We start from the raw sequence: 24,962 nt of genomic DNA on the forward strand, positions 1-24,962 counted from the left end.
GGTGTTTTGTTACTTCCTCTCCGAATGCTCAAGCGCATTAGTTTCAGGGGTGGGAGCCGCCTCGGGAATATAGGGTTCGGGTAGGCAGATGGTGAAGGTGGAGCCCTGGCCTACCTTGCTCCATAATTTGATGCGCCCGCCGTGGTCTTGCACCACATGTTTGACGATGGCGAGGCCGATCCCGGAGCCGCCGGAATTACGATCCCGGGCCGCATCCCCGCGGTAGAAACGCTCAAAAATACGTTCGCGTTGCGCCGCGTCAATTCCCTCTCCTTGGTCGACGACGGAAATAAGCACCTGCCCATCCGCCAGCGATGTTGCTACCGAGACCCGCCCGTGCGGCCGGGTATAGCGCACCGCATTATCCAGCAGATTGCGGATCGCGGTGGCGAGCATGCGCCTATCGCCGTAAACCGTGAGGCCCGGCTGCCCGCCGCTCACAATTTTCACCCCGCGATTAGCGGCTTCCACATCCATGCGGGCCACCGATTCGGCCACCACCGCATCCACATCAACAAGTTCCGTGGTGGTGAGGGCATTACCTTCTTGGAGGCGCGAAAGCTCGATAATATCCTGCACCAGGCCGCGCAAGCGCACCACTTCGGTATCTAGCTGGGCGGTGAAATGCCGGACCGCTTGCGGATCATCCGCCGCGCTTTCCAGGGTTTCCACCAGCAAAGAAATTGCCCCCACCGGGGTCTTTAATTCATGGGAAACATTCGCCACGAAATCGCGCCGGGTTTCTTCCAGTTTGAGCTTCTCGGTATTATCCTCGAAAAGCACGAGCACCCGCCCGCCGGACAGCGGCGCGGCGTAGACCATCAGGCGGGTATCGCTCTGATTTTTCAGCGTGGATCGTTTAATGGAGAGCGGGCGGGAGAGCACCTCCCCGGTATCGCGCACCCGCGCTACCAGTTGGATGAACTCCGGGCGCACCAGGCGATCATCGCGCACCAGCCCGAAACTATACGCTTGGGTAGAGGCCCGTTCCACCACGTCAAGGGCGGACACCAGCACAAAGAATTGCGGAATCGCCTCGAGGACTTTCACGGCATCCTCCACCGGCTCTACCGGCGCGGTCACCCGCAATGGGCGCAGCGAACGCTGCGAATAGGCGAAAGCCAGGGAGGCGATAATGCCCACGGCGATCCCCCCGCAGACCGCGGCAAGCACGGCGATTCCTTCAACCATGGTTCCAGACTAGCCTGTCCGAGCGCGGCCTGGCACGCCCGACGGCCCCGAAAACCCGCTATTTACCTACTGTTTACGGAATATGCCGCTAGTGTTAACCCCATACTGCTGAAATAAGACCTGTGGTGCGCCGCCGTGCGCTACAAACGCGCCCGCGGGCGCACAGAAATGAGGAGCTTTAATGCGTCAAGAATTCCGCAACGAAATGAAGACGCTCGAGGAAACGCTTGCCAAGCAGGCTCGCAGCGCCGCTCGGGCGATGGAACACGCCGCAGATTCGCTGCGGAACGCCAACCTAGCCCTGGCGGAATCGGTTATCGATGCCGATGCGAATATTGATGAGCTGCAGCGTCAGATTGAAGATATGGCTATTTCGCTGCTGGCGCGCCAGGCGCCGGTTGCCTCGGATTTGCGGACCGTGGTGACCGCCATGCGCATCGCCATTACCCTGGAGCGCATGGGTGATCTGGCCCGGCACGTTGCCTATATCGCGCGCGGGCGTTTCCCCGAACGCGTGGTGGGCGGCCCCGGCTATGACCTGCTCGTACGCATGGCCGATGAGGCCGTGCGAGTGGGCCGCCAGGTGGAAGAGCTCGTGCGCAAGCAGGATCTTGCCATCGCCGACGAGATTGACGAACGCGATGAAGTTCTTGACGATCTGCACCGCCAGTCCTTCCAGCTGGTTCTCGACGAAGATAACGGCATGAGCCACCAGGAAATCGTGGACGTGGTGCTGCTGGGCCGTTTCCTGGAACGCTACGGGGATCACGGGGTCACCGTGGCGCGCCGCATGCACTTCCTGGTCACCGGCTTGCGCGTGGATGTGGAATCCACCCCGGGCACCGAAGAAGAAATGCTCGGTGGCGATTTCCCCGCAGGTTTCTCCGCCGGGGATATGGAAGATTAATACAGTACTACCGCCGCTCCGGCCAGGATCGCGTGCCAGCTAGGCAGGCGGCCGGCTGGCCGCGGCGGCGTCGTACGGGCCTGTACTACGCGCGGTCGCTACCGCGTGCAGTGCGGGCCCGTACCAGTTTCCCGCGCACCGGAACACTCAACCACACGAGGGCGAAAAGCGCCGTCGTGACCAGCACGATAGCCGCGCCCGCCGGGATATCCGCCGCCCAGGAAAGCCACACCCCCACGAAAGCGCTGGCGCACCCGAGGAGCGGGGCGAGCAGCATCATCGTGCCCACCCGGTCGGTCAGCAGGCGGGCGGTGGCGGCCGGGGTGACGAGCAGCGCCAGCACCAGAATATTGCCGATGGACTGTACGGAAATGACCACCGCGAGCGCCACGGTGAGGTAGAGGCACACGTCCACGAGCAGGACGCGGGTGCCGGTGGCGCGCGCGAAATCGCGGTCTACGCTCACGGAGAGCAGCGCCGGGTGGAGCACGGCGAGGAAAAGAAGCACGGCCGCGGCCACGATGGCGGACGTGAGCACGTCGGAGCTATCCACGCCGGTGAGCGAACCGAAAAGGAAAGATTCGAGGGACCCGGTATAGCCGGGGATGCGCGCGATGAGCGCCACACCGAAAGCGAAAGCCGCGGCCATAAAGATGCCGATGATCGAGTCTTCGCGCAGGTTGCGGTTTTGCGAGGCGAGCGCGATAAGAAGGGCGACGACGCCGCCCGCGACCGCTCCGCCCACCAGAATGGAACCCTGGAGCGCGAAAGCGATGACGATACCGGGGAAAACGGCATGGGCGAGGGCATCTCCTAGGAAGGACATGCCGCGCAGGACCACGTGTACGCCCACCGCCCCGCACACGACCGCGGAGAGCATGGCAACGAGGAGCGCGCGCGGGAGGAAGCCGAGCACCGGATTGGATAAATCGGCTAGAAAATCGAAGAAACTCATGCTTTCACCATTCCGAGGACGCGCAGCAGCGGCGAGGAAGCCCGCACTTGGAAGGTTTCCATCCACAGGTCGGCGCGGAGGATATCGGCGGGCGGACCGGCCGCGATAATTGTGCGATTGAGGAGGGCCACCCGGGTGGAAATATCGACGGCCTGGGTGAGGTCGTGGGTGGACATAATAATTCCGGCCCCGCCGGCGCGCAGCGAGAGGAAAAGATCGGCCAGGGAATCTTGGGTGGGGTGGTCGAGTCCGGTGAAGGGCTCGTCCAGGAGGAGGATGGCCGGGTCGCGCACGAGGGCGCGCGCGATGAGGATACGCTGTTGCTGCCCGCCGGAAAGCTGCCCGATGGGCCGACGCCGCATCTCGAATAAATCGACCCTATCGAGCGCGGCATAGACCTTTTCCCACGCGTTCCGCCCGAGGCGGGTGCGGGCGAGCAGCCCGCGGCGTTCGAGGCCGGTGGCCACCAGTTCTTCCACGCTCATGGGGTAACCCCATTGGGTTGCGCGCGACTGCGGCACGTAGCCGATGGCACGGTGCGGGCGGCCGGGCCGGACCCGCTCCCCGCGCACCTCAATCGTGCCCGCTGCCGGCGTGAGCAGCCCCATAATGCTGCGCATGAGGGTGGTTTTCCCGGCGCCGTTCGGGCCGATGAGGCCAACGAGTTCACCGGCTGCCACCTCGAGATTGACATCGCGGAGCACCCGCACTCCCCCGAGGACAACCGCCAGGTCACGGACCGTTAATGCCGGCACGATTCCTCCCCTTCCGCGCTATCGCGGGTCTGGGTACGGGCCGCGAGCGCGGCGGCCTGGTGGCGGCGGCGTGAAGCACGCGCCCCGATAAAGCCGGCGGCAATGAGAATCACAGCACCGGCGCAGCCGATAACAACCCAGCGCAGCGGGATCTCCGCTTCGCCGCCAGCGGGGTTCTGGGCACCGTTCGCGCCCGCTTGCGCCGTACCGGATTGACCGCCGCCGGATTGCCCCGCCCGGGCGTTATCCGCGGCCGAGCCGGTGGCAGCTGCACCATCGCTGCCGCTGGGCCACTGGGCCGCGCGGGCGGCGTCGGCAGAAGTATTCGCCCCCACCGCGAAACGCAAGGTCACGGTTTTCTCCACCTGGGTACCGTCCGTGAGCTGTGCGGATACCGTCAGGCGCACCAGGTGTACGCCGGGCTGGGTGAAGACCCAATTGGCGTGGGTGTGGGTATTGAGGGAAACGTGGACCGGCTGCGAGGTGGCCACTTCGGAATTCCACAGCAGGGTGGGTCCGGAGAAGTTCCCCGAATCGACGAAAGCGGTGAACTGGCCTTCACCGGCGTGCCCGCCGTAGGTGAGGGCCACATCCCCGTTGACGCGGCTGACCACGCCGGGATCCTGGGTATTCCAGCCCAACCACACCACGTCAGCGAGCTGCTGCTGCGGAATCACGTAGGCGGGGCCGGAGGCATGAATAAAGGAGTAAGCATCGGTGGCGGGCACCTCCATGCGGGCCGCCTCCCCCACCCGGAAGACCACGTCATCCACGGAACGCCATACCGGCGCGGCACCCGAATCATCGCGCACCAGGAAATCCCAACCGGCATCCGTCAGGCGCGGGCCCATATCCACGTGACCGGAGCTGATCTCCACCGGGGTGCCGGCCGGGGCCAGCTGTTCATCCCCGCTCACCGTTTGGGTGAGGGCCGGGTCAACGGCCGTGCTGGAGCCGGGCGCGGTGGGTGCCGGGTCCGGATGGGCGAAAGCGCGCGCGGGCAGCGTCAGCACCAGGGCACAGCTGAGCGCAGCTACAACCAGCGCGGCGAGACTGCGCGCGCAAACAGAGCGGACGTTGGCAAATCGAGTCATGAGTTGTCCTTCGTGGTTTCGGTGGCAGGAAGCTGATCGGCAGCGGTTGCCAGGGGCAAACGCGGCACCTCGTAATCGGGAGGCCAGGCCGGCAGTGCGCCCGGGTCGAGGCAGTTTTTCAGGGCGCGGCCATTGGCAATCATCATGGCTTCGTAGGTGGTGGCAGCGCCGTCGAAAGAATCAGAATAGAGCTGGCAGACCGCCACGCCCGCCGCACTCGCCACCGCCCGCAGCTCTCCGGCGTGCGACGCCGTGGTCGGTTCCCCGAAAACAGCGGGAACACGCAGGTCCATGAGCGTGTGGGTGAGATTGGCGAGCTGGCGCGCGGAGGGTTCCAGCGCCGGATTCGGGGTGACGAAACCGACCGTGTCCAGGCCGTAAGCGCGGGCCAGATAGCCGAAGCCGTCGTGCGCGGTCACGAGCTTGCGCTGCCGCGCCGGGATCGAGGCGACGACGCCGCGCAGCCACTCATCCAGCCCCTGCAATCTGGCGATATAGGCTTGCGCATTCGCCGCGTACGTCGGGGCGCCGGCGGGATCCAGGGCGCTGAGCTCGGCGGCGATGGTTTCCACGTAAGCGACGGCATTGGAGGCATCCAGCCAGAGGTGCGGATCAACATCGCCGTGCACGTGTTCCCCCAGAACCGCCTGGGCCAATACCCAGCTGGTATCCCCGGCTCGCCCCAGGAAACGCCAGGCGGGATCACCGGGAATATGGGTGGCTACGGTGTGCGGGACCGCGATGACCGCGCTGTCCGGGGATACCTCGGTGGTGCGGGCCGATTCGATTTCCCCGCGCAGGGTAATGGCGCCGCTATCGGCCATGGTGATATCCACGTGGCCGGCGTCGATCACGCGGCTACGCCCGGTTGTGGCCGGGTCCACCCCGACCGCAAAGACCACTGTTCCTTCCCCGAGGCTGCGGCTCTGCCCGTTTTCCTGCACTTCGGCGCGCATGCGCAATTCGTAGACACCGGGGGCGGAAAAAGCCCAGGACATATGGGTATGGGCCTGGGCCGGAAGATCCACGTGCCCGAGTTCGTCACGCGAGGAATCGATATAGACCTTGGGCTGCCCGAACGTTCCGGTGGTGAAAGCGGCGAGGGTGCCCGGGCCGGTAACCGAGAGCGCGCGCAGCGAAACAATGGGAGCGGAGGTGGTGGGAGTGGACGGTGCGGCGTCGTTCCCCTCCTGCGACTGGGGCGCAACCGGTGCCCCGGCTCGGAAACCGAGCCACACGGTGCTGAGCGCCGCGTCCTCCACAAGTGCAATATGGCGCGCGCCGTATGCGACGGCCGCCTCACCCAAACCGACGTTCTTCACGCCGGGGCGCCTGGTAGCATCCATGGTGGCGAGCAGCGCTTGGTCCTCCAGCAGCAATTGGTTGGAGAAGACGATGTCCGCCCGGGCCAGTTCCCGCAATGACCGCAGTGACGGTTCAAAAGAATGCGGGTCCGCCCCGGGCGGCACAAGGGAGGTCACCTCACCCCGCTCGCCCAGAACGTTCTGGGCGAGGTCCGCGAGTATCGGAGTGGAGGCGACTACCCGTGGCGCATCGGAGTTCCGATCGCCAGTTTCGGCGCGGGTCCTCACTCCCGCGGCCGAAACACTACCCGCCAGCGCTTCCTGACTCCCACCGGAAGGGATACCGGCGGGGCAGACCATCGCGAGGATGGACGCGACGGCGGGTAGCAGCTTCATCATGCTCGGACACACACCTCCGGATACGTGAATCCAGGCCGCCGGCTGGCGGCGCTGCGCTCGGCATGTGACCGGGCGCTTCACAGGCAGCGGCCGAGCCGCCCATAAGCCGTAACGATAACCGTTATCATTACCAGCTCAATGGTAGGGGGTGGGGCGAGCTTGGACAAGTCCCGGCCGCGAAGCCGTGACTGAGTTCATAGCCGGGCCGTGCTGGCGGGCACCCGGAGCTTCCATGGCCCTGAGCAGTATGGCTAGGGCGCCCGCGGGCTTCCCCACAGCGTGCCCGCAACCCCGCCACACAGCGCGCCCGCAACCCCGCCACACAGCGCGCCCGTGGTTAACAAGCAGCAGGGCCCCGGTATAACCGGAGCCCTGCTTGACTCTTAGCCCTCTAACTTAGCGCTAGAGAATGCGAATTACTTGCCCTGGTTGGCAACTTCCGCGATCTTCTTCTGCGCTTCGGGATCGAGGTAGGTACCACCCTTCTTGACGGGCTTGAGGGTTTCCTCATCAAGCTCGTACACCAGCGGAATGCCGGTGGGGATGTTCACGCCCACGATGTCATCATCGGAGATGTCATCAAGGTACTTGACGATGCCGCGCAGCGAGTTGCCGTGCGCCGCGATCATGACCGTTTTGCCGGTCTTGATAGCGGGAACGATATCGGATTCCCAGTAGGGCAGCGCGCGCGCGAGCACATCCTTGAGGCATTCCGAGCGCGGGATCGGCTCACCGGCGTAGCGAGGATCCTGATCCTGCGACCATTCCGAACCGAGCTCAATGGCCGGCGGCGGAACATCATAGGAGCGGCGCCACTGCATGAACTGCTCTTCGCCGTATTCGTCGCGGATTTCCTTCTTGTTCTTGCCCTGCAGCGCGCCGTAGTGGCGTTCGTTCAGGTGCCAGGACCGCTGCACCGGGATCCAGTGGCGATCACATTCATCCAGGGCGATATTCGCCGTGGTGATCGCGCGCCGGAGCAGCGAGGTGAAGAGGAGGTCGGGGAGGATGTTGCTCTCCTTGAGGAGCTTGCCGCCGTGAGCGGCTTCCGCACGCCCCTTCTCCGAGAGCGGCACATCAACCCAACCGGTGAACAGGTTCTTTGCGTTCCAATCGCTCTCGCCGTGGCGGAGCAATACCAGTGTGTAGGTCATATCGTTATTCTTTCATGTCACGGCGCGGCTTACCACGCTCTTTGCCAGGAACTTAAAGGGGAACGACGGCGCCCGCGCCCGGCATCGCTGCCGGCCGCGCGCGGACCGGGCCACCAGCGGCTTGATAGCCGATTAGCAGCCCGGCGCGTTCGATTCCACCGAGCAGGATCCGGGACCCGAGGAGCTCGGATCGGAACTGGGGTTATCCGAAGGGGATGAGGAACATGAGGCCAGGGCTAGCGAGCACAGCAGCGCTCCCGCCACAGTCAGTAGTTTCTTCTTCACCTTACCCACTCTACCGATGGAAACCCGCCGGAGGCGAGCCTTGAGGCCCAGCGCGGCGGGCGCCGGACTGCGTGTCCCCGACGCCCGCCACCTGCCAGGCTGGCTTTGTCGGATTAGTTCGCCGCGCCCTCAGCTGCGCCGTCGTTCTTCTTCTCAGCCTTGGCGCCCTTCGCGGACGCCTTCGCGGAAGAGCCGCTCTCAAGCTGGGTATCAACGAGTTCTTCAACGGCGGGATCATCCTGATCGGCTTCGGCGTGCTCGAGGCTGGCCTTGGCCTTGTGATCGTAGATCTCTACCTGGGCGTTCGTGGCCGATTGCGAGGCAGAGGGCCGGCTGGACTCACCCTTGCGCACCTTCGCGGCCTTGCGACGGGCCGCCTCACCGGTGCCGAGGTCAGCGAGCACGTCCACACCGCGCGAGGCAGTGTAGCCGACTTCGCCTTCGAAGGCATCGATGATGAGGGTGCGCAGCTCGGAAACGAGCGGGGCCTTCGGGTTGGCCGGAGTGCACTGGTCCTCGAGGGCGCGGTCGGCCAGCCAGTCAAGCTTGGGCTCGAGAGCTTCCCAGGTCACCCCGTTCGCCTTGAGGCTCATCTCAATACCGAGATCCTCGGCGAGCTTGGTGACCTCGTCGATGAGGGACTGCACGCCCTCTTCGGTGGTCGAAGCCGGGAAGCCCATGTAGCTCGCGAATTCCGCGAGGTCTTCGTCGGCGCGGTAGTGCTCGTAGGCCGGGAAGATGGAGTGCTTGTACGGCTTGGTGGCGTTGTAGCGAATAACATGCGGCAGGAAGATCGCGTTGGTGCGACCGTGCGCAATATCGAATTCACCGCCAACCTTGTGCGACAGCGAGTGGACAATGCCCAGGAACGCATTGGCGAAGGCCATACCGGCCATAGCCGAAGCGTTGTGCACTTTTTCCTTGGCTTCCATATCGCCTTCCAGCACGGACTTGCGCAGGTTAGCGAAGATGAGCTGGGCGGCGCGGATGGACAGGCCGCGGGTGTAATCGCTGGCCATCGTGGAGACATAGGATTCGATGGCGTGCGTAAGCGCGTCCATACCCGAATCGGCCGCGGTGCGGGCGGGCACCGAGTCCACGTACTGCGCGTCCACAATCGCCACGTTCGGGGTAATCGCGTAATCGGCGAAGGGGTACTTGACGTGGGTTTCGGCGTCGGTAATAACCGCGAACGGCGTACATTCCGAACCGGTACCGGACGTGGTCGGGATGGCCACGAACTGCGCCTTGCGCCCCAGCTTCGGGAAGCGGTAGGTGCGCTTGCGGATATCCATGAACTTCTGCTTCATGCCGAAGTACGAGGATTCGGGGTGTTCGTAGAAGAGCCACATGGCCTTCGCGGCGTCCATGGGAGAACCGCCGCCCAGGGCGATAATGCAATCGGGCTGGAATTCTTCCATGAGTTTCGCCCCGCGGAACACCGTGGTCGAGGAGGGGTTGGGTTCCACGTCCTGGAAAATGTTCCAGGCGACGTCGTCCCGGCGGGCCTTGAGGTGATCGATAATAACATCCACGTAGCCGTTCATAACCATGCCCGGGTCGGTGACGATAAAGACACGCGAAATCGCGGGCATCTTCTGCAGGTACTGCGTGGAGTACCGCTCGAAGTACGTCTTCGGCGGAACCTTGAACCACTGCATATTGTTACGCCTTTCCGCGATTCGCTTGACATTAATGAGATCGGTAGCGCTGACGTTATGCGAAACGGAATTCCGCCCGTAAGAGCCACAGCCGAGCGTCATGGACGGGATGAGGCCGTTGTAGACGTCACCGATGCCACCCAGAGCGGAAGGAGCGTTAACGATAATGCGGCAGGCCTTCATGCGCAGGCCGTATTCGCGCGCCACGTCCTTATCTTCCGTGTGGATGACCGCGGTGTGGCCCAGACCGCCGAAGCGCAGCAGCTTTTCGGCCACGTCGAAGCCTTCGGCATCGCTTTCCACGGTGGTGTAGCCGAGCACCGGGCACAGCTTTTCGCGCGAGAAGGGTTCCTCGGGACCGAGACCCTCGAGCTCAACGAGGAGGATCTTCGTTCCGGTGGGAACGTCAATGCCGGCACCTTCCGCGATGCGGTCCGCGTTCATACCGACGACGTCGGCACTGATCGTGCCATCTTCCTTGACCATGAACTTGGCCAGGGCTTTCTTCTCTTCCGGCGTGACAATATGGCAACCCATGCGCTCAAATTCGGCCAGGAGCTCCTCGCGGATCGAGGCATCGATCACGAGGGACTGCTCGGAGGCGCAGATCATGCCGTTATCAAAAGTCTTCGAGAGGATGAGGTCGTTGACGGTGCGCTTGACCTTGGCGGTCTTGTGCACGTACACCGGGGCGTTACCCGGGCCCACGCCCAGGGCCGGCTTGCCGGTGGAGTAGGCGGAGGCCACCATGCCCGCACCCCCGGTGGCCAGGGCCAGGGAGATGGAATCGTGGTTGAGCAGGGTCTTCGTGGCTTCCAGGGAGGGAGTTTCGATCCACTGGATGCAGTGTTCGGGGGCGCCGGCGGCAATCGCGGCGTCCAGCATGACCTGCGCGGCGAGCGCCGAGGACTTTTGCGCGCTGGGGTGGAACGCAAAAATAATCGGGTTGCGGGTCATGATGGAGATAATGCACTTAAACATCGTGGTGGATGTCGGGTTGGTCACCGGCGTCACCCCGGCAATCACGCCCACGGGCTCAGCGATCTCGATAATGCCCTTCTGCTTATCCTGCCGGATAATGCCCACAGTGCGGTCATACTTGATGGAATTCCAAATATATTCCGTGGCGAAAAGATTCTTGACGCACTTATCTTCGTAGAGGCCGCGGCCTGTTTCCTCAATGGCGGCCTTGGCGAGCACCATGTGCTGATCAACCCCGGCAAGGGCCATCGCGTGCACAATCGCATTAATCTTTTCTTGATCGAAGGCATCGAATTCTTCGAGGGCGGATATTGCCTGCGATGCCAAGCGATCGATCATGTCACCAACGTTGGTGCGGTCACCAGTTTGCTGAGTGGTAGCCATAGTTCGCTTTCTCCCAATGGATCCGCGCCTGTGTCACCTTCGGCATATAGCGCGCCCCGCGCTGCGGGAGACCCGCGGTGCGGGAGCGACGCCGGCTCTTGACGAACCATGCGCGTTTCCGTACGAGCCGTGATGCCGGTTGCCGGCTCCATCGTCGCTCGCGCCTTTACTTTAGCGAATGAAAGATGCCTGCGTTGTAGCGCAGCTCGCACCGGGCGTGCCGCGAGACAAGCGGGAGCAGAGCCGGGACTTTCTGCCCGTTACCTGCGGTTTTACGCACGGAAAACACGCTGAAAAGCCCTGAAAATTCCTCAGAAAATCGCGGTTCGCGCGCGCGACCCAGCCCGAAAAGTAAAAGTCAGACAACTTCGCGGGACTCATGTCCCCTTCTTCGCCGTGCGCAAAGTTATTTTTTTCACGACGGCGCCAGCCTGGCAAAGGGCACTCAGGAAGGCGGCGTGGAGTTTCGGGGGCTCCCCCGCACCGCTGGCAGGAGACGTTGAGGCGAGCAGGGTGAAGTTTCGCTTTTCTCAAGAGCCATACCATTCCCAGAGAGGGCGGTATGTGTTTTCACACCTGTACTACGTATGTAATACGTGCGCAGTACAGCTCCCGCCCGAGGAAATTAAAGCTAGTGACGCCCGCGCACACGAGCGGAACGTGACACGCTCTGAGCTGATTCGAGAAGCCGTCTTAGCGTGACGATCTCTTTGCAGGGCTCAGCCAGGAAATACCTACAGCGCCGAGCCCGCTACTCCCGCGCGTTATTGGCCGGCTCGCTGACCCGGCGCAGCGCGGGTACGAGTGCCAGGACCGCGAGGAGGGAGAAGCCCAGCGCAGCCAGCAAGGCCAGCAGCAATACAGGCGAGAACGAGGCATCCAAGGTGGTCGAGCGCATCTCCATGAGCAGCCAGCCTGAGCCGAAACCGGCGGCCGTCGTCAGCGTGGCGATGACAGCCAGCGGGAGCACCGACTCCACCACGAGCATGGCGGCCAGCTGGCGCACCTGCATGCCGCTCAGGCGCAGGGTCAGCAAAGAGCGGCGTCGTTCTAATAACCCCGCGTACGTAGAAACCAGCAGCGATACAATCGCCACCGCAAACGTCAGCGCAATTCCGGCGTAGACGAGGTAGGTCATCGTTTCCACGGTCTTGTCCACCGCCACCGCGATACCCCTCCCACCGGCGAACACATAGATATCGCGCGGCTCGCCTAGCTGCGCATTCATGAGGATCGTGCGCACCGCTTCAATATCGCCCGGCTCGCGCAGGGACAGCAGCACCGCGCGGGCCTGCCCGGAAATATGCGCGCTGTACTCTTCTTGCACGGTTCCGGCCAATTGCGTGGCATCACGAGCTTCGACGACGGCGCCCGGCGCATCGGCCAAGTCCCAAAAATTCACGCCCACTACCCCACTGCCCTGGCACGTGAGTCCCACGTACCGCTCGGCACCGTCGCAGGGAAGCACCACCCAGGACCGCGCGAGATAGGGCACCGTAAGGGCTCGGGCGCCCGGGACATTCGCGGGAATCGCCCGGGCCGCGGCTTCGGCCTGCTCCGGGCTGAGGTTCGCCAGCACCGCGGTAGTGGCCGGCATCTTCTCCGCCACCGTAGGAACCTGCGCGCCCAGGAAATCCACCTCGGAAACCGTCGTAATAAAGAAGGTACCGGCGAAAAGCGCGAGGATCACCCCGGAAACCGAGCGGGCAATCCGCCCGGAATGCGCCCGCACGTATTTTTGGCCGATAATCATAGGAGCCCGCCGCGCCCACCGCGCGCTCAGGCCAGCCAGCGCGTAGATCAACCAGCGCGCTGCCACCACCAGGCCAAACATCATGATGACCACAGCCGCCAGGAAAAGCGTTTGTTCGGAGTTCGTGGCATTATCCGCTTCGCTGGTGACATACAGATAGCCGAAGATCGCGCAGGCCAGCGCGATACCGGCGAAACTGAGCGGAGAGGGGCGGGTGGGTGCGCGGCGGCGTCGTACCACCCCCAGGGGCGTGGCATCAATGCGCCGCAGCCCCCACAGATTCGCCCCCACCACCATCACAATAATCGCGAGCGCAACGAGCGCGTACGCCAGCGGCGTAACCGCGAGGGACTCCGCCCAATAGCGCCCCCGCGCCAGCGGAATCTCCGCGAGCAGCGGCCGCGCCACCACGAAAAGCGCCGCGCCCAGCACATACCCGACCGCCGCTCCCACCAGCGCCTCGAGGATGAGAATCCCGCGCACCTGCGCCGTGGTGGCCCCCACCAGGCGCAACGTGGCGTAACGCTGTTCGCGCTGGGCGCTGCCGAGCGCCGCCGAAATAGAAATAAGGAAAAGCACCGGGAAAAGCAGGACGACCAGGCCGATGAGGAGCAGGATGAAATTCGGGTCGCTGCCACTCGACCCGGCCGGCTCGAACGAGGCCACGCTGTGCGCAACACCCACCTCGCTCAGATCTGCACCCACCACGGCGAGGAGGTCGTCCGGACCGTTGGTGAATTCTTGCGGCAGCGTGCCCCGATCGGTGGTTCCGAAGCGGCCGGCCACCGCGGGATTCGCGCTGGTTTCCAGCAGGGTGCGGGTCCCGCGCGACAGCAGATATTCGCCGCGCCCCGGCCAGGTGATACCGTGCAGCTGCGCCGGATCGCTCACCCCGGCCGCGTCCACATACAGAACCTCCACCTGCGCCCCACCGATCACCGCAAGGTCATCGATACCGGGGCGATACATTTTTATATGCGACGACGCCGCAGCTGCGGGCACATCCTCAACATACGGTGCATCACCCACGGCCTGCTGCCACGATTCGGCGGTGCGGTCGAAAGTCGCGTGGGTGAAAGCGGCGAAAGCGAGCAAGAGGACGGTTCCGAAAGCAACCGCGCCGGTAATAAGAGCGAGGCGTCCCTTGGTTTGGGCGAGGGATTGACGTACCACGATCCAGGCCACGTGCATGGTTAGGCCTCCAGGATTCCGTCGCGGACGATGACCTCGCGGTCCGCGTAGGCGGCGATGGTTGGTTCGTGGGTGACGAGGACGACGGTCATGGTGTGTTCGCGGGCCAGGTGCACCAGGCCGCTCATCACGTATTCGGAATTGAGGGAATCGAGGGAGCCGGTGGGTTCGTCGGCAAAAAGGATGCTGGGACGGGGGCACAGCGCCCGGGCGATGGCGATGCGCTGGGCTTCCCCACCGGACATTTCGCCAGGCAGTGCCTTCGCGTGGTCCGCTAAACCGACGCGCTCGAGCCAGTGATACGCCGTGGCGTAGGCGGTGCGCTTAGCGGTACCGCCCAGCAGAAGCGGCACCGCGATATTATCCAGGGCGGTGAGCTCCGGGACGAGCTGGCTGAATTGGAAAACGAAGCCGAAATCCTCGCGGCGCAAGCGAGTGCGTTCATTATCGGACAGCGCGGTGAGTTCGCGCGGCAGACTTGCGGCACCCGCCAGGGCCCGGCCGAAGTAGGAGACCGTACCGCTATCGGGAAGTTCGATACCGGCCAGCGCGTGAAGCAGAGTTGATTTACCCGAACCGGAGGGCCCCATAATAGCCAGGATTTCCCCGCGCTGGATCTCCAGGCTCACGCCGCGCAGCGCGGCCGTTTTCCCGTAGCTTTTCCTGAGATCCCGGGCGGAAAGAATACTATCGCTCATAGCTCCTCCTCGAGCTGGTCGAGACGCGCGGAGGTCAGTTGGATCCAGCGCAGATCCGCCTCGATATGGAAAATGGCGCTATCGAGAAGAAGTTTTTCAGCCAGCGGGGCGCCCTGCTTACGGGTGGTGAGCTCACGCATGCGCTGCTGGTGGGTAGCTCGCTGTGCCTTGAGATAACGGGAGGCATCCCCGGTCACGAGGAGCGCGAGAATCGTTTTGAAATAGAGATCCTCCTGGAGCGCGAGCGCCGGGACTTCCGGGGTGGCCAGCCATTCGCGTAAGGAGCGCTCCCCGGTAGTGGTGAGTGCGTAGCGGGTGCGGCTCGGGCCGCCGGAGCTTTCATGGTCATCCACCTGCGTCACCTTGGCATCGCGGGCCAGCCGCGCGAGGGTGGCATATACCTGGCCGGCCAAAATCGGCTTATCCCCGGCGAAATAGCGGTCATAGAGCTTTTTTAACTCGTAGCCGTAACTCGGTTCGCGGGTAAGCAAACCGAGGAATGCGTACTGAACTTCCATCCCACCACCAACTACTCACTCAGTAACTAGTTCAGCTAGTCACCGAGTGTATAGCTATGGATGCGGGATGCGCAAGAGGTGCGGGAAGCGCGGGAATTGCGGTGATAGCCAGGCGCCCGCGCGGGGCGGCAGGCGCGGCGTCGTCGTATTACCGCAGCTCAACGCGGCAGAAAGCCGTGAACGGACTTTCCTCACCCGGTTTGCGTCTCACGCAGTTTGCCGTTATCCTTTCAACCATGGCTAATAACACCGTCACATTCGTATCCGCCTCCATGGCTATGGGTACCCGCATGTGCATGTGTATGCCTATGTGCATGTCCTGCTAATTTCAGCTAGCACATTCTCATCGCCCGCAGCGGGCACAATTCCCCCTTATTTTTCGGATAGCAATATCCGTAATTTCGCGTACCCAAAATGGATTAACTATGCCTCAACCCTATTCTTTTGCCACCCGAGTTGTTAACGACTACTCCGCCTCGCGCCCCGATGATCAATACCGCGCTGTCATACCTCCTATTTATCTGGCATCCACATTCGAGCAACCCACCGATGGCTCCGCGGGGCCGTACGGGTATCAGCGCAGCTCCAACCCGACCCGCGGCTCTGTTGAATCCGCGGTTGCGTACGTGGAAAACGCTAAGCACGCGCTGGCTTTTGCCACCGGGATGGCCGCCACCGCGACGGTCTTTTCCTCTCTGACAACAGGCGACCGCGTATTACTTACCTCGTCAGTTTACGGAGGCACTTTCCTACTGGTCGACGAATTTTTCACCCGCCGCGGGATAACCGCCGAGTTCGTAGACGACTTCAATGAGTTGACGGAGGTTCCCGCAGATACCGCGATAATATTCCTGGAATCGCCCACCAACCCCACCCTCCGGGTTACCGATATTTCCCATGTCGTATCTTTGGCTAAAAAAGTAAATGCCAAGGTCGTAGTTGATAACACCTTCTCAACCGCATACCTGCAACGGCCCTTGGAACTGGGCGCAGATGCCGTCGTTTACTCGGGCACGAAATATTTTGGCGGACATTCCGATGTCTTAGCCGGTTTTATACTGACCAATGACGACGAATGGTATTCCAGCCTGAAGATAGCCTCCAAGGCACTCGGCAATCCCCTCTCGCCTTTCGATTCTTATTCGATTCTGCGCGGGCTAAAGACGCTTGTTATCAGGCTCGAACGCCAGCAAGAAAATGCCACAATCCTCCGGAACTACCTCGAGAATCACCCGTCCGTGTCGCGGGTATTAGCACCCGGCTGGTATTCACCCAAAGAAAAGGAGATTCACACCCTCCAGTCGAAGGGCGACGGCGCACTTTTCGCCTTTGAACTTGCTGACGGCATCGACTTCCATACCTTCGCGAAGAATCTGAAGCTTATGCGCTTCGCGGTTTCTTTGGGCTCCGTGGAAACCCTGATCTGCCACCCGGCAACCATGATCCACGAAAATCTGAGCCCGGAAGAACGCGAAAAGGCGGGAATCTCTGACCGCCTGCTGCGCCTCTCTGTTGGCATCGAGGACGTCAACGATCTCAAAGCCGACCTAGAAAATGCCCTATCACATATCAACTAAGGGAACCGTCAAGTAACCGAACCATCAAATATCCGAACCATCAAGTACCCAAACCATCAATTAAGGGAACCGCAATGAAGAAAATATTTAAGGTGCTGGCTGCCGGACTTGCCGCTGTGACCGTCTTGAGCGGTTGCGGAGCCAAGAAAGACTCGCTGGCCCAGATCGAAGAAACCGGAAAACTCAAAGTAGGCATCGAGGGCACGTTCGTGCCCTACGGCTACCATGACAAATCAGGCAAGCTGGTGGGCTTTGAAGTGGAGATCGCCCAGCTCATCGCCCAAGACCTCGGCGTTGAACCCGAATTCGTTGAGACTAAATGGGATTCCCTCATTGCCGGCCTCGACACGGGCAAGTATGACATCGTCATCAATAACATCAACCCGACGGAGGAGCGCCGGAAGAAATATGATTTCACCGCTCCTTACGCTATTTCTCGTTCAGAGATCCTGGTTAAAAAGGGCTCCGGCATTACCAAGCTGGAAGATCTTAAAGGCAAGAAGTGCGCCCAGACTCCGTCTTCTGACTACGGCCAGACTGCCGCCGCAGCTGGCGCCGATATCGTGCCCAGCCAAGGTTTCTCTAAATCAACACAGCTAGTCATTAACGGCCAGGCAGACTGCACGGTTAACGACGTCGTGACGGTTTCTGACTTCCTGAAGAAAACCTCCGCGACCGATCTGGACGGCATCAAGGTGCCCGGCGCCGAGCCGGTGCAGATTTCGGTCATGCTGGCCAAGGGTTCTGAACCACTCAAGGAGAAACTCAACGAATCTATTGCCAAGGGCCTGAGCAACGGCTCCTACGCAAAGATCTTTGAGAAGTACATCGGCGAAGATATTTCGCCTAACTAAAAGGTACGTCATGAATACGATCACGCTGTGGCTCGAGTCTTTTCCGCAACTCTTAGCGGCCACGTTAAAAGTTACGATTCCGCTTTCCCTGATTTCTTTCGCAATAGCGCTCGTTTTGGGCATTATTACTGCCCAGCTGAGGCTATCTAAGAGTCGGATAGCTCGGGCCATAGCGTGGTTGTATGTGTGGATTTTCCGCGGAACCCCGCTTCTCGTGCAGCTCTTCATCGTCTTTTTCGGGCTGCCCAAGGTCGGCATCACGCTTTCGGCCTGGCTAGCCGCTATCATCACCTTTTCGCTGAACACCGGCGCGTATATCTCCGAGGGAATCCGCGGAGCGCAACTCTCTATCCCCTCGGGCCAATGGGAGGCCGCCGCTACGTTGCGTCTGACGCATTGGCAGACGCTTCGCCACGTCATTGGCCCGCAGATCTGGCGGATCGCGCTGCCCTCCATCAGTAACGAATTCGTGAACCTGGTGAAATCAACGTCCCTGGCCTCCGTCATCACCATTTCCGATGTGTTCCAGATCGGCCAGCAGATAACAGCGCGCGTCTATGAGCCCTTGATACTTTACGTTGAAGTCGCAGCTATTTACCTGGCCATCTGCACGCTGCTGGCGTGGCTGCAGGCATATCTGGAAAAGAAAACCTCTAAGTACGTGGTGAAAAATGATTGAGATAAAAGACCTAACTAAAACCTTCGGCAGGGATACCCACGCCTTAGCGGGCGTAACCGCGGCCTTTTCACCCGGCAAAACAACTGTGATCGTGGGCCCCTCCGGTTCCGGTAAATCCACGCTGCTGCGCACGCTCAACCTGCTCGAAGTTCCCGATTCCGGGCACATCAAAGTTGAGGATTTTTCCCTGACCTTCCCAGCACAAGTAACGAAGGCGGACAAAGAAGAAATCCGTTCGCACTCAGCCATGGTATTCCAGGGCTTTCATCTATTCCCGCACCTGACCGTGCGCGACAACGTTGAACTTGCCCCACGGCTGCACGGAAAAGACCAGAAAGCCGCGCGCATCGACAGCGAGTCATTGCTCGAGCGAGTTGGACTCAGCGCGAAGACGCACGCTTATCCCGCGGAGCTTTCTGGCGGCCAGGCCCAGCGGGCAGCAATCGCCAGGGCGCTAGCCATGCGTCCGAAATATCTTTTGTGCGACGAGCCAACCTCCGCGCTGGATCCCGAGCTCGCCGCTGAGGTTTCCAACGTTCTTTCCGAACTGGCCAGCCAGGGGCAGGGCCTCATCGTGGTGAGCCATGATATGAATTTCACGAGGCGCGTGGCAGACCAGGTGGTTTTCTTGGACGCGGGCCACATCCAGTACGAAGGCGCCCCGGAAGATTTCTTTACCTCGAAGAATGAGCGAATCGTGAAGTTCCTATCGGTGTACGACCCGGCAGAAAACTTGTAGAAACGCGCGAGGTGGGTTGCACAACCGGAGGGTTGCCGAACCGGAGGGTTGCGGTGATAGTCGGGCGGACCCGCCGGGTGGGAGGTGTGGCGTCGTCGTACCATCACAGCACGCCCCGTGCCTTTCTACGCGTTATCCGCTTCCCATTCACCGAAAGTGCGGCCGTCATCAGCGAGCCATTCGCGCCGGCCATTCGAGGAGCGGCCCAGGATCACCGCGGCCGCGGTGGAGGGCGAACCGAAAGCAATATCGCGCGTGAGAACCGCGGCGCCTTCGGAAATTTTTATGGAGCCATCATCGACGAGCTTTTTATGCAGCGCGGCGTAGGACGTGTAGGAACGCAAGGTCGATTCGGAGGCGCCACGCAGGTGCCATTCAGCGACGACGCGCGAACCTCTGAGAACGAAATACTCACCGTCAACCAGCTGCATCGTCGCATCGACACCTTTATTGGCTTGGCGCAGGTGGAAAAGCGCCGAGGCGGAAGCGGGCGTTTCCGGAGCGGGAGTCGCGGCGATTGTTGAGCGTGAGCGCAGCACATTCACGCCGAGAATCGGGAGAATAACCTTGACATTATCGAGGAAAGATTCCGCCGAAGCCTGCTGACCTTCTGAGAGTTTGCGCAGTCGCGGGACCTGCTTGTTATCGGGCATAGAGCAGCGTTCGGCGGCCTGAGCAATATCGACGAGGCGCGATTCCAGGTAGCCCCAATGCCCTTCGTTGAAGGATTTTTGCATGCTGCCGATGATGACAACTCGGTTCCACTGCGGTTTGCGCTGGTCGTGGGTGCGTAGCCGCTCGCCAGAATTCTCGGTTTTGCCGATGTAACACCAGGTGTTATCGATGGCGTCCGGATCCGCGCCGAGGAGGAGGTAGACGCCGTTACCGTGGGCGTCCTCGCGCCGCAGCAGCTCGGATAACTGGTCGCGGCGCGCAGAAACGACGACGCCCGTCCAGTCCGCGATGCTTGCCGTCATAATCCCGCCGGGCGTGCCATCCACCAAGAACAGCTCAATCGCTTTGCCCCGTGCCATATCACTAGCGCCTTCCCGTGGGTTCCCCGGTTCCGAATACCGTTCAAGTTCTCGATAACGTTACTGATGCAAAATTATAGACGCGCTAGCGGGTGGCTAGCGGGTCGGGTAGCTGGCTCCGGGAGTGAGCCACGGGAATCCGCCCGCTCCCGTCTCCCCTCCCTTTCTCGCCCCCGCGGTCCAACTTGCACAACAAAAACGGTCCAACTTGCACAACTGGCGTGTTAACAAAGGCAATTTGGAAACGGGATAGTCTCACTAACCTTCAGCTAATCGATTGAAGAATTCATCTTCGCTAACGACCTCAATTGACGAACCGCTTTCACGCAATTGCCTGGCTTTGTGCAACTTTCGCGAGGCCGAGGATCCTTCTGTCCAAGCCCCGGGATTTGGAATTCCAACAACAAGCAAAGTTGTTTTCTTGGTGAGGTTTTTATCGGCAGTACCTCCTACCGCCGAAACAAGTTGCTGCACGGCAGCGCGTTGCCCATGCCTCAACGTACCCGTGAACGCCACATGTTCACCTTCGAGGACCCGTGATTTTCCGTACCGTTCTAGCAAATCATCAAGGACGAGCTGATCAACGAGCACTCCAGCACGTCCATTCTTCCCGTTGCCACCGGTTGGAGGGCATAATTCTTCAAGTCTCTCGAAACCGAATTCTTGTTGCATCCTGGCGAAAATCATGCCCGCGGCTTGGGCGTCTGAACCAGCGTGATGATGATCAAAAGACTTATCCGGGAAGTAATAGCCGAAAACTTGATCAAGAGATTTTCGTTCTAACTTACCTGCCAGAATCTTTCCGGCAAGCCGCGCAGTACAAAATCGTCTATTCAAAATCGGCTTGGTACCATAGAGATCTACCAAATCGGAAAGAACGTACCCGTCAAAGGCCATATTGTGAGCAATAATTGGCCTATCACCGACGAAAGTCGCAACCTGATCCGACACTTGCGACCATTGAGGCGCGTCCAGTACATCAGCCTCGGTAATGCCATGAACCCATACATTTACCGGGTTAAAATAAGCAACTTCCGGGTGCGGTTTTAGCAGCTGATAGTAACTGTCTGCAGGATTCCCATCACTGTCAAAAAGTGTTAAACCCACGGCACATGCAGAACAACGCTGCTCGTTGGCCGTCTCGAAGTCTATCGCTACAAAATCTCGCATGAGCCCTCTCTACAACGGTCGGCGGGAAACCTTCAAGCAACGTAGCCACAAGCCCCTCCATGCCAAAAAGTCCGCCTGGGCTACTTTCCCGACTGCGAGCTAACACGAAGCAGGGAGATAAAATGTATCTTACATCCAGAGCCACCTGAGAGAATCGAACTCTCGACCTATTCATTACGAGTGAATCGCTCTGCCGACTGAGCTAAGGTGGCACGCTACCTGCGGCTAGCCACGCGCGCGGCCAGTTCACAAGGCAACAGATGCATACTACCCGGCCGGTGCGCTGGCACGCAAACCCGGACACCGTGAGCTAGCGAACGTTGAGAGCGGGGTGGGGCCGCCCTGCGGCAGGAGCGGCGTCGTCGCAAAAAGTAAAGGAACGGAAAGAAAAGTGTTGCTCCCCGGAGCGAGAGTCACATGAACTCGCCTCGGGGAGCAACATGGGGATTACAACATCCCCAGATGAGCACACCGACCACCACAACCGGCGGCTCAGGCCTATAAAGTTTTTCGACGATCAGCCCTGCTCGAAAGCCTATTCAAGCCCGGCCGCGTCAGCACATACAAGCATAACGCCCCGCTGCTAAGGGAGCAAAGAATTGCGTTCCCTATTTATGTGTACAACTTCACTACGGCACCGTAACATCGTGAAATATGCAGTAATTCCATGATGACCTGGGACGATAGGCCGATAATACGCACCTACCCCGGCTATCATCACCACGCTAGCGCGCCGGGCAATTCAGATTTTCCGGAACCGCCCCGGTGAGGTAAAACTGCCGAATCGGATCGTCAATACACCGCCCCGCGGTCCCGAAGGCGGTATGCCCATCACCTTCCCAGGTCACCAGCACGCCGGATTCCAAATCCTCAGCGAGCGACTTCGCCCACGCCTGCGGGGTAGCCGGATCGTACTTCGTGCCGATCACGATAATGGGCGCCGCGCCGGCTGCACGGAAGGGCCCCGGATTATCTTTCGCCTGGGTCGGCCACACCTGGCACAGATCCGAACCCGCGTAAGCATCCCCAAGCAACGGGCCGCCCTTAGTGGCCCGCGAAGCTTCCTCAAGCTCCGCATCCGTGGCGGGCCGATAATCCGCACAATTAATAGCCCAATTCGCCTCCGTGGAATTATCCAGGAAATGCCCGTCGCCCGGATCGCGGCTCTGCCCGGTTAGGGCGATGAGCTGGAGAACCGTGCCCTTATTCTGCTTATCAAACTCGGAAATACCCTCCATCAGCACCGGCCACAGCATCTTGCTGTAGAACGGAATGGTAAATGCTGACAGGGCCTGAGCTCCCGTGAGCGGCATACTCGGGTTCCCGGTGGGGATGGGAGTGGCGATTGCGGCGTCGATAATACTGCGCATATGCGCGATGCCTTCATCCACGCTCCCTTTCAACGGGCACCGTGAGCCTTGCTCCTGCTGGCACCATTCCACGAAACGGCGCGCGGATTCTTCGAAACCACGCGTTTGATCGGTGGCGAGGCGGGCCGTTCCCAGGGTGGTGTCGACGGCGCCGTCGAGCACCATGCGGCCTACCTGAGCAGGGAAAAGATCCGCATACTGCGCCCCGAGGAACGTGCCGTACGAGTAGCCCAGGTAGTTGAGCGAACGATCCCCTACCAGGTGGCGCAGCACATCCAAATCCCGCGCCGCCGAACGGGTATCGACATACTTGAGGTATTCACCGTTTTTCTCCTTGCAGCGCTGCGCCACCCGCTGCGCATCCGCGGCTTGCTTAGCATCCGCCTCCGGATCAGAATCCGGGTAGGTAGTATCCACGAGCTGCTGCAATTCCGCATCCGTGAAACAGGTAATCGGGGTGGACTCGCCCACCCCGCGCGGATCAAAACCAATGACATTATATTTTTCGACGACATCCGCACCCAGGGAAATCGAGGCCGTGGGCAATAAATCAAGACCCGAACCACCCGGGCCACCAGGATTAATAAAAATAGAGCCGACGGCGCTACCGCTCGCCTCTTGTTTACGCATCGATAATTCGATGGTCGCCCCCTCCGGATCCTCATAATTCATGGGAACCTGGACGCGAGCGCATTGATCTTTACCGCAGGAGCTCCATTCCACCCGCTGCTCATAGAACCGGGCGAGCTGCGCCGGGTACTCCGGCAGCGCACCGGTGGAAGTATCGGGGGTGCCGCCACGCACCAGGGCATTATTGGCACACCCGGAGACTAAAAGCAGCACGGCGCCGAGAGCAGCAAGAGTTCTTTTCACGTGTCTAGCGTACGGGAGCAAGCTGGTAATAGGCAGGAGGCCGCGGTAATTTCGCTAGCCGTGCAATTACTGCATATTCGCGTCCGAGGCATTGCGCGGGTGCACACACTCTGACACACTGAATGTGATGCTCACTACACGCCTTCGGAGTATCGCGGCCGTTTATCTTCAACGCCACTGAACGGTGTCCACTGGCGCCTCCGTGAAAGGCCGCGGATGCAAGGGGCGTGCCGGAACGTCCCGGCAGGTAGATGGGTATCACGTGCGCGCTATGCAAGCGTGCTCATACAAAGGAGGAAGAATGAAGGCTATTCGCTACTACGGCAAGGAAGATGTCCGGCTTGAGGATATTCCTGAACCTGAACTCCAGCCGGGAACCGTGAAGATTTCCCTGGCATACAACGGTATTTGCGGCTCTGATCTGCATCTGTATTTTGATGGAGTCATGCCACCGGCTCCCTCGGCCGATGAACCGCACCCCCTTTCCGGGGAAACCCTTCCGGTGGTTTTCGGTCACGAATTTTCCGGTGTGGTCGATGAAGTCGGCGCGGGTGTGACCAAGGTGAAGGCCGGGGATCGCGTTGCCGTGGAACCCTTTATGGTGTGCGGGGAATGCCCGGCCTGTAAGAAGGGCATGTACAACCTCTGCGAAAAGATGGGATTCATTGGAATTTCCGGGCGCGGCGGTGGCCTGGCTGAGAAGATCGTAGTGGAAGAACGCTGGGTTCATAACGTTGGTGATATTCCGCTGGACCAGGCCGCTCTTATTGAACCGCTCTCCGTTGGCCATCACGCGGTCGCGCACGCTGGCGCCGCTTTCGGGAAGGCTGCAGGCAAGGTCGCCGTGGTGGGCGGGGCCGGACCTATCGGGCTGCTCACCGCCGCGGTTCTCAAGGCCTACGGCGTGAAAACCATCGTTTCCGAGCCCTCCGAAATTCGCCGCGCGAAGCTCACGGAAGTGGGGGTTGCTGATCTTATCGTCAACCCGGCGGAAGAAGATCTGCTGGAGAAGGTGAAGGAATTTACCGACGGCGTACTCGCGGACTTCGCTTTCGATTGCGCCGGCATTGCCGCGGTGGCCGATCAGCTTCTCAGCGTGCTCACCACCGGCGGGCACCTCGAAGTGGTGGCGCTGCACGTCCATCCCTTCGAGCTGGATCTTATGGGCGCCATTATGATGCCCGAACGCTCCATCAGCGCGTGCATTGGTTACTGTGATGATCACGAACCGGCCATCAAGCTGGTGCAGGAAGGCAAGGTCAACCTGGAGCCGCTCATCACCTCGAAGATCACCGCTGATCGCATTGTCGAGGATGGCTACCAGCGCCTGCGGGGCAACCCGGGCGAGGTGAAAATCCTCGTCTCAATGAAGTAACCCGATGAAATAAGGGTAACGTCAAGCTGGCGGGCCGGTACAGAACCGCTCTCTCACGGGA

19 protein-coding genes and 1 tRNA gene are annotated in these 24,962 nt (G+C 61.0%); 6 read left to right on the top strand and 14 right to left on the bottom strand.

From position 1 onward, the window contains the following. Positions 1-9: 9 nt before the first annotated feature. Positions 10-1,191, bottom strand: a complete 1,182-nt coding sequence (locus QP828_RS03690) for a sensor histidine kinase (RefSeq protein WP_274733342.1) — start codon at positions 1,189-1,191, stop codon at positions 10-12. A gap of 181 nt (positions 1,192-1,372) precedes the next feature. Here QP828_RS03690 and phoU point away from each other — a divergent pair, with 181 nt between their 5' ends. Further along, the gene (gene phoU, locus QP828_RS03695) at positions 1,373-2,098 is read left to right on the top strand and encodes a phosphate signaling complex protein PhoU (RefSeq protein ID WP_016443350.1); all 726 of its coding nucleotides are present in this window, start codon (positions 1,373-1,375) and stop codon (positions 2,096-2,098) included. Between the two features lie 85 nt (positions 2,099-2,183). On the opposite strand, the gene QP828_RS03700 is transcribed toward phoU, so the two are convergent. The 9 genes from QP828_RS03700 to QP828_RS03740 all read right to left on the bottom strand — a co-directional run bounded on the left by QP828_RS03700 (position 2,184) and on the right by QP828_RS03740 (position 15,230). After that, on the bottom strand, positions 2,184-3,053 hold the full coding sequence (locus tag QP828_RS03700; RefSeq protein WP_016443349.1) for an anchored repeat-type ABC transporter permease subunit: 870 nt from the start codon (positions 3,051-3,053) through the stop codon (positions 2,184-2,186). Then, positions 3,050-3,808, bottom strand: coding sequence for an anchored repeat-type ABC transporter ATP-binding subunit (locus tag QP828_RS03705; RefSeq protein ID WP_016443348.1), 759 nt, complete (start codon positions 3,806-3,808; stop codon positions 3,050-3,052). The genes QP828_RS03700 and QP828_RS03705 overlap by 4 nt, the downstream gene beginning before the upstream one ends. After that, the gene (locus QP828_RS03710) at positions 3,796-4,902 is read right to left on the bottom strand and encodes a choice-of-anchor M domain-containing protein (protein ID WP_274733341.1); all 1,107 of its coding nucleotides are present in this window, start codon (positions 4,900-4,902) and stop codon (positions 3,796-3,798) included. Before QP828_RS03710 ends, QP828_RS03705 begins: the two co-directional genes overlap by 13 nt. Beyond that, complete coding sequence (locus tag QP828_RS03715) at positions 4,899-6,605, bottom strand: anchored repeat ABC transporter, substrate-binding protein (protein ID WP_274733340.1); 1,707 nt, start codon at positions 6,603-6,605, stop codon at positions 4,899-4,901. The genes QP828_RS03710 and QP828_RS03715 overlap by 4 nt, the downstream gene beginning before the upstream one ends. 416 nt (positions 6,606-7,021) lie before the next feature. After that, entirely contained in the window at positions 7,022-7,759 is a 738-nt protein-coding gene (locus QP828_RS03720; protein WP_274734360.1) for a phosphoglyceromutase, read from the bottom strand. Between the two features lie 398 nt (positions 7,760-8,157). Next, a complete protein-coding gene (gene adhE, locus QP828_RS03725; protein ID WP_274734358.1) occupies positions 8,158-11,070 on the bottom strand; it encodes a bifunctional acetaldehyde-CoA/alcohol dehydrogenase in 2,913 nt (970 codons plus the stop codon). 751 nt (positions 11,071-11,821) lie between these two features. Beyond that, positions 11,822-14,014, bottom strand: coding sequence for an FtsX-like permease family protein (locus tag QP828_RS03730; RefSeq protein WP_274734357.1), 2,193 nt, complete (start codon positions 14,012-14,014; stop codon positions 11,822-11,824). Positions 14,015-14,016: 2 nt separating this feature from the next. Then, positions 14,017-14,712, bottom strand: a complete 696-nt coding sequence (locus tag QP828_RS03735; protein ID WP_274734355.1) for an ABC transporter ATP-binding protein — start codon at positions 14,710-14,712, stop codon at positions 14,017-14,019. Then, positions 14,709-15,230, bottom strand: a complete 522-nt coding sequence (locus QP828_RS03740) for a PadR family transcriptional regulator (protein WP_284891284.1) — start codon at positions 15,228-15,230, stop codon at positions 14,709-14,711. Before QP828_RS03740 ends, QP828_RS03735 begins: the two co-directional genes overlap by 4 nt. A gap of 425 nt (positions 15,231-15,655) precedes the next feature. Here QP828_RS03740 and QP828_RS03745 point away from each other — a divergent pair, with 425 nt between their 5' ends. The 4 genes from QP828_RS03745 to QP828_RS03760 all read left to right on the top strand — a co-directional run bounded on the left by QP828_RS03745 (position 15,656) and on the right by QP828_RS03760 (position 19,079). Further along, complete coding sequence (locus QP828_RS03745) at positions 15,656-16,807, top strand: trans-sulfuration enzyme family protein (protein ID WP_274734351.1); 1,152 nt, start codon at positions 15,656-15,658, stop codon at positions 16,805-16,807. 74 nt (positions 16,808-16,881) lie between these two features. Then, positions 16,882-17,661: a transporter substrate-binding domain-containing protein gene (locus tag QP828_RS03750; protein WP_274734350.1), complete on the top strand. Its 780-nt coding sequence runs from the start codon at positions 16,882-16,884 to the stop codon at positions 17,659-17,661. A gap of 10 nt (positions 17,662-17,671) precedes the next feature. Continuing rightward, complete coding sequence (locus tag QP828_RS03755; RefSeq protein ID WP_126135326.1) at positions 17,672-18,340, top strand: amino acid ABC transporter permease; 669 nt, start codon at positions 17,672-17,674, stop codon at positions 18,338-18,340. Then, positions 18,333-19,079: an amino acid ABC transporter ATP-binding protein gene (locus QP828_RS03760; RefSeq protein ID WP_274734349.1), complete on the top strand. Its 747-nt coding sequence runs from the start codon at positions 18,333-18,335 to the stop codon at positions 19,077-19,079. Before QP828_RS03755 ends, QP828_RS03760 begins: the two co-directional genes overlap by 8 nt. Positions 19,080-19,204: 125 nt before the next feature. On the opposite strand, the gene QP828_RS03765 is transcribed toward QP828_RS03760, so the two are convergent. The 4 genes from QP828_RS03765 to QP828_RS03780 form a co-directional block, all read right to left on the bottom strand. Next, positions 19,205-20,113 (bottom strand): GIY-YIG nuclease family protein, encoded by a 909-nt coding sequence (locus QP828_RS03765; RefSeq protein ID WP_274734347.1) that lies wholly within the window; start codon positions 20,111-20,113, stop codon positions 19,205-19,207. 258 nt (positions 20,114-20,371) lie between these two features. After that, on the bottom strand, positions 20,372-21,283 hold the full coding sequence (locus QP828_RS03770; RefSeq protein WP_274734346.1) for an exonuclease domain-containing protein: 912 nt from the start codon (positions 21,281-21,283) through the stop codon (positions 20,372-20,374). A gap of 139 nt (positions 21,284-21,422) precedes the next feature. Continuing rightward, positions 21,423-21,495: transfer RNA gene (locus tag QP828_RS03775), tRNA-Thr, on the bottom strand. Between the two features lie 513 nt (positions 21,496-22,008). Next, a complete protein-coding gene (locus tag QP828_RS03780; protein WP_274734375.1) occupies positions 22,009-23,526 on the bottom strand; it encodes an alpha/beta hydrolase in 1,518 nt (505 codons plus the stop codon). A gap of 301 nt (positions 23,527-23,827) precedes the next feature. Here QP828_RS03780 and QP828_RS03785 point away from each other — a divergent pair, with 301 nt between their 5' ends. Next, positions 23,828-24,901, top strand: coding sequence for a 2,3-butanediol dehydrogenase (locus tag QP828_RS03785; protein WP_274734374.1), 1,074 nt, complete (start codon positions 23,828-23,830; stop codon positions 24,899-24,901). Positions 24,902-24,962: the final 61 nt, after the last annotated feature.

This window comes from Actinotignum sanguinis (assembly GCF_030230305.1).
GTDB lineage: Bacteria > Actinomycetota > Actinomycetes > Actinomycetales > Actinomycetaceae > Actinotignum > Actinotignum sanguinis.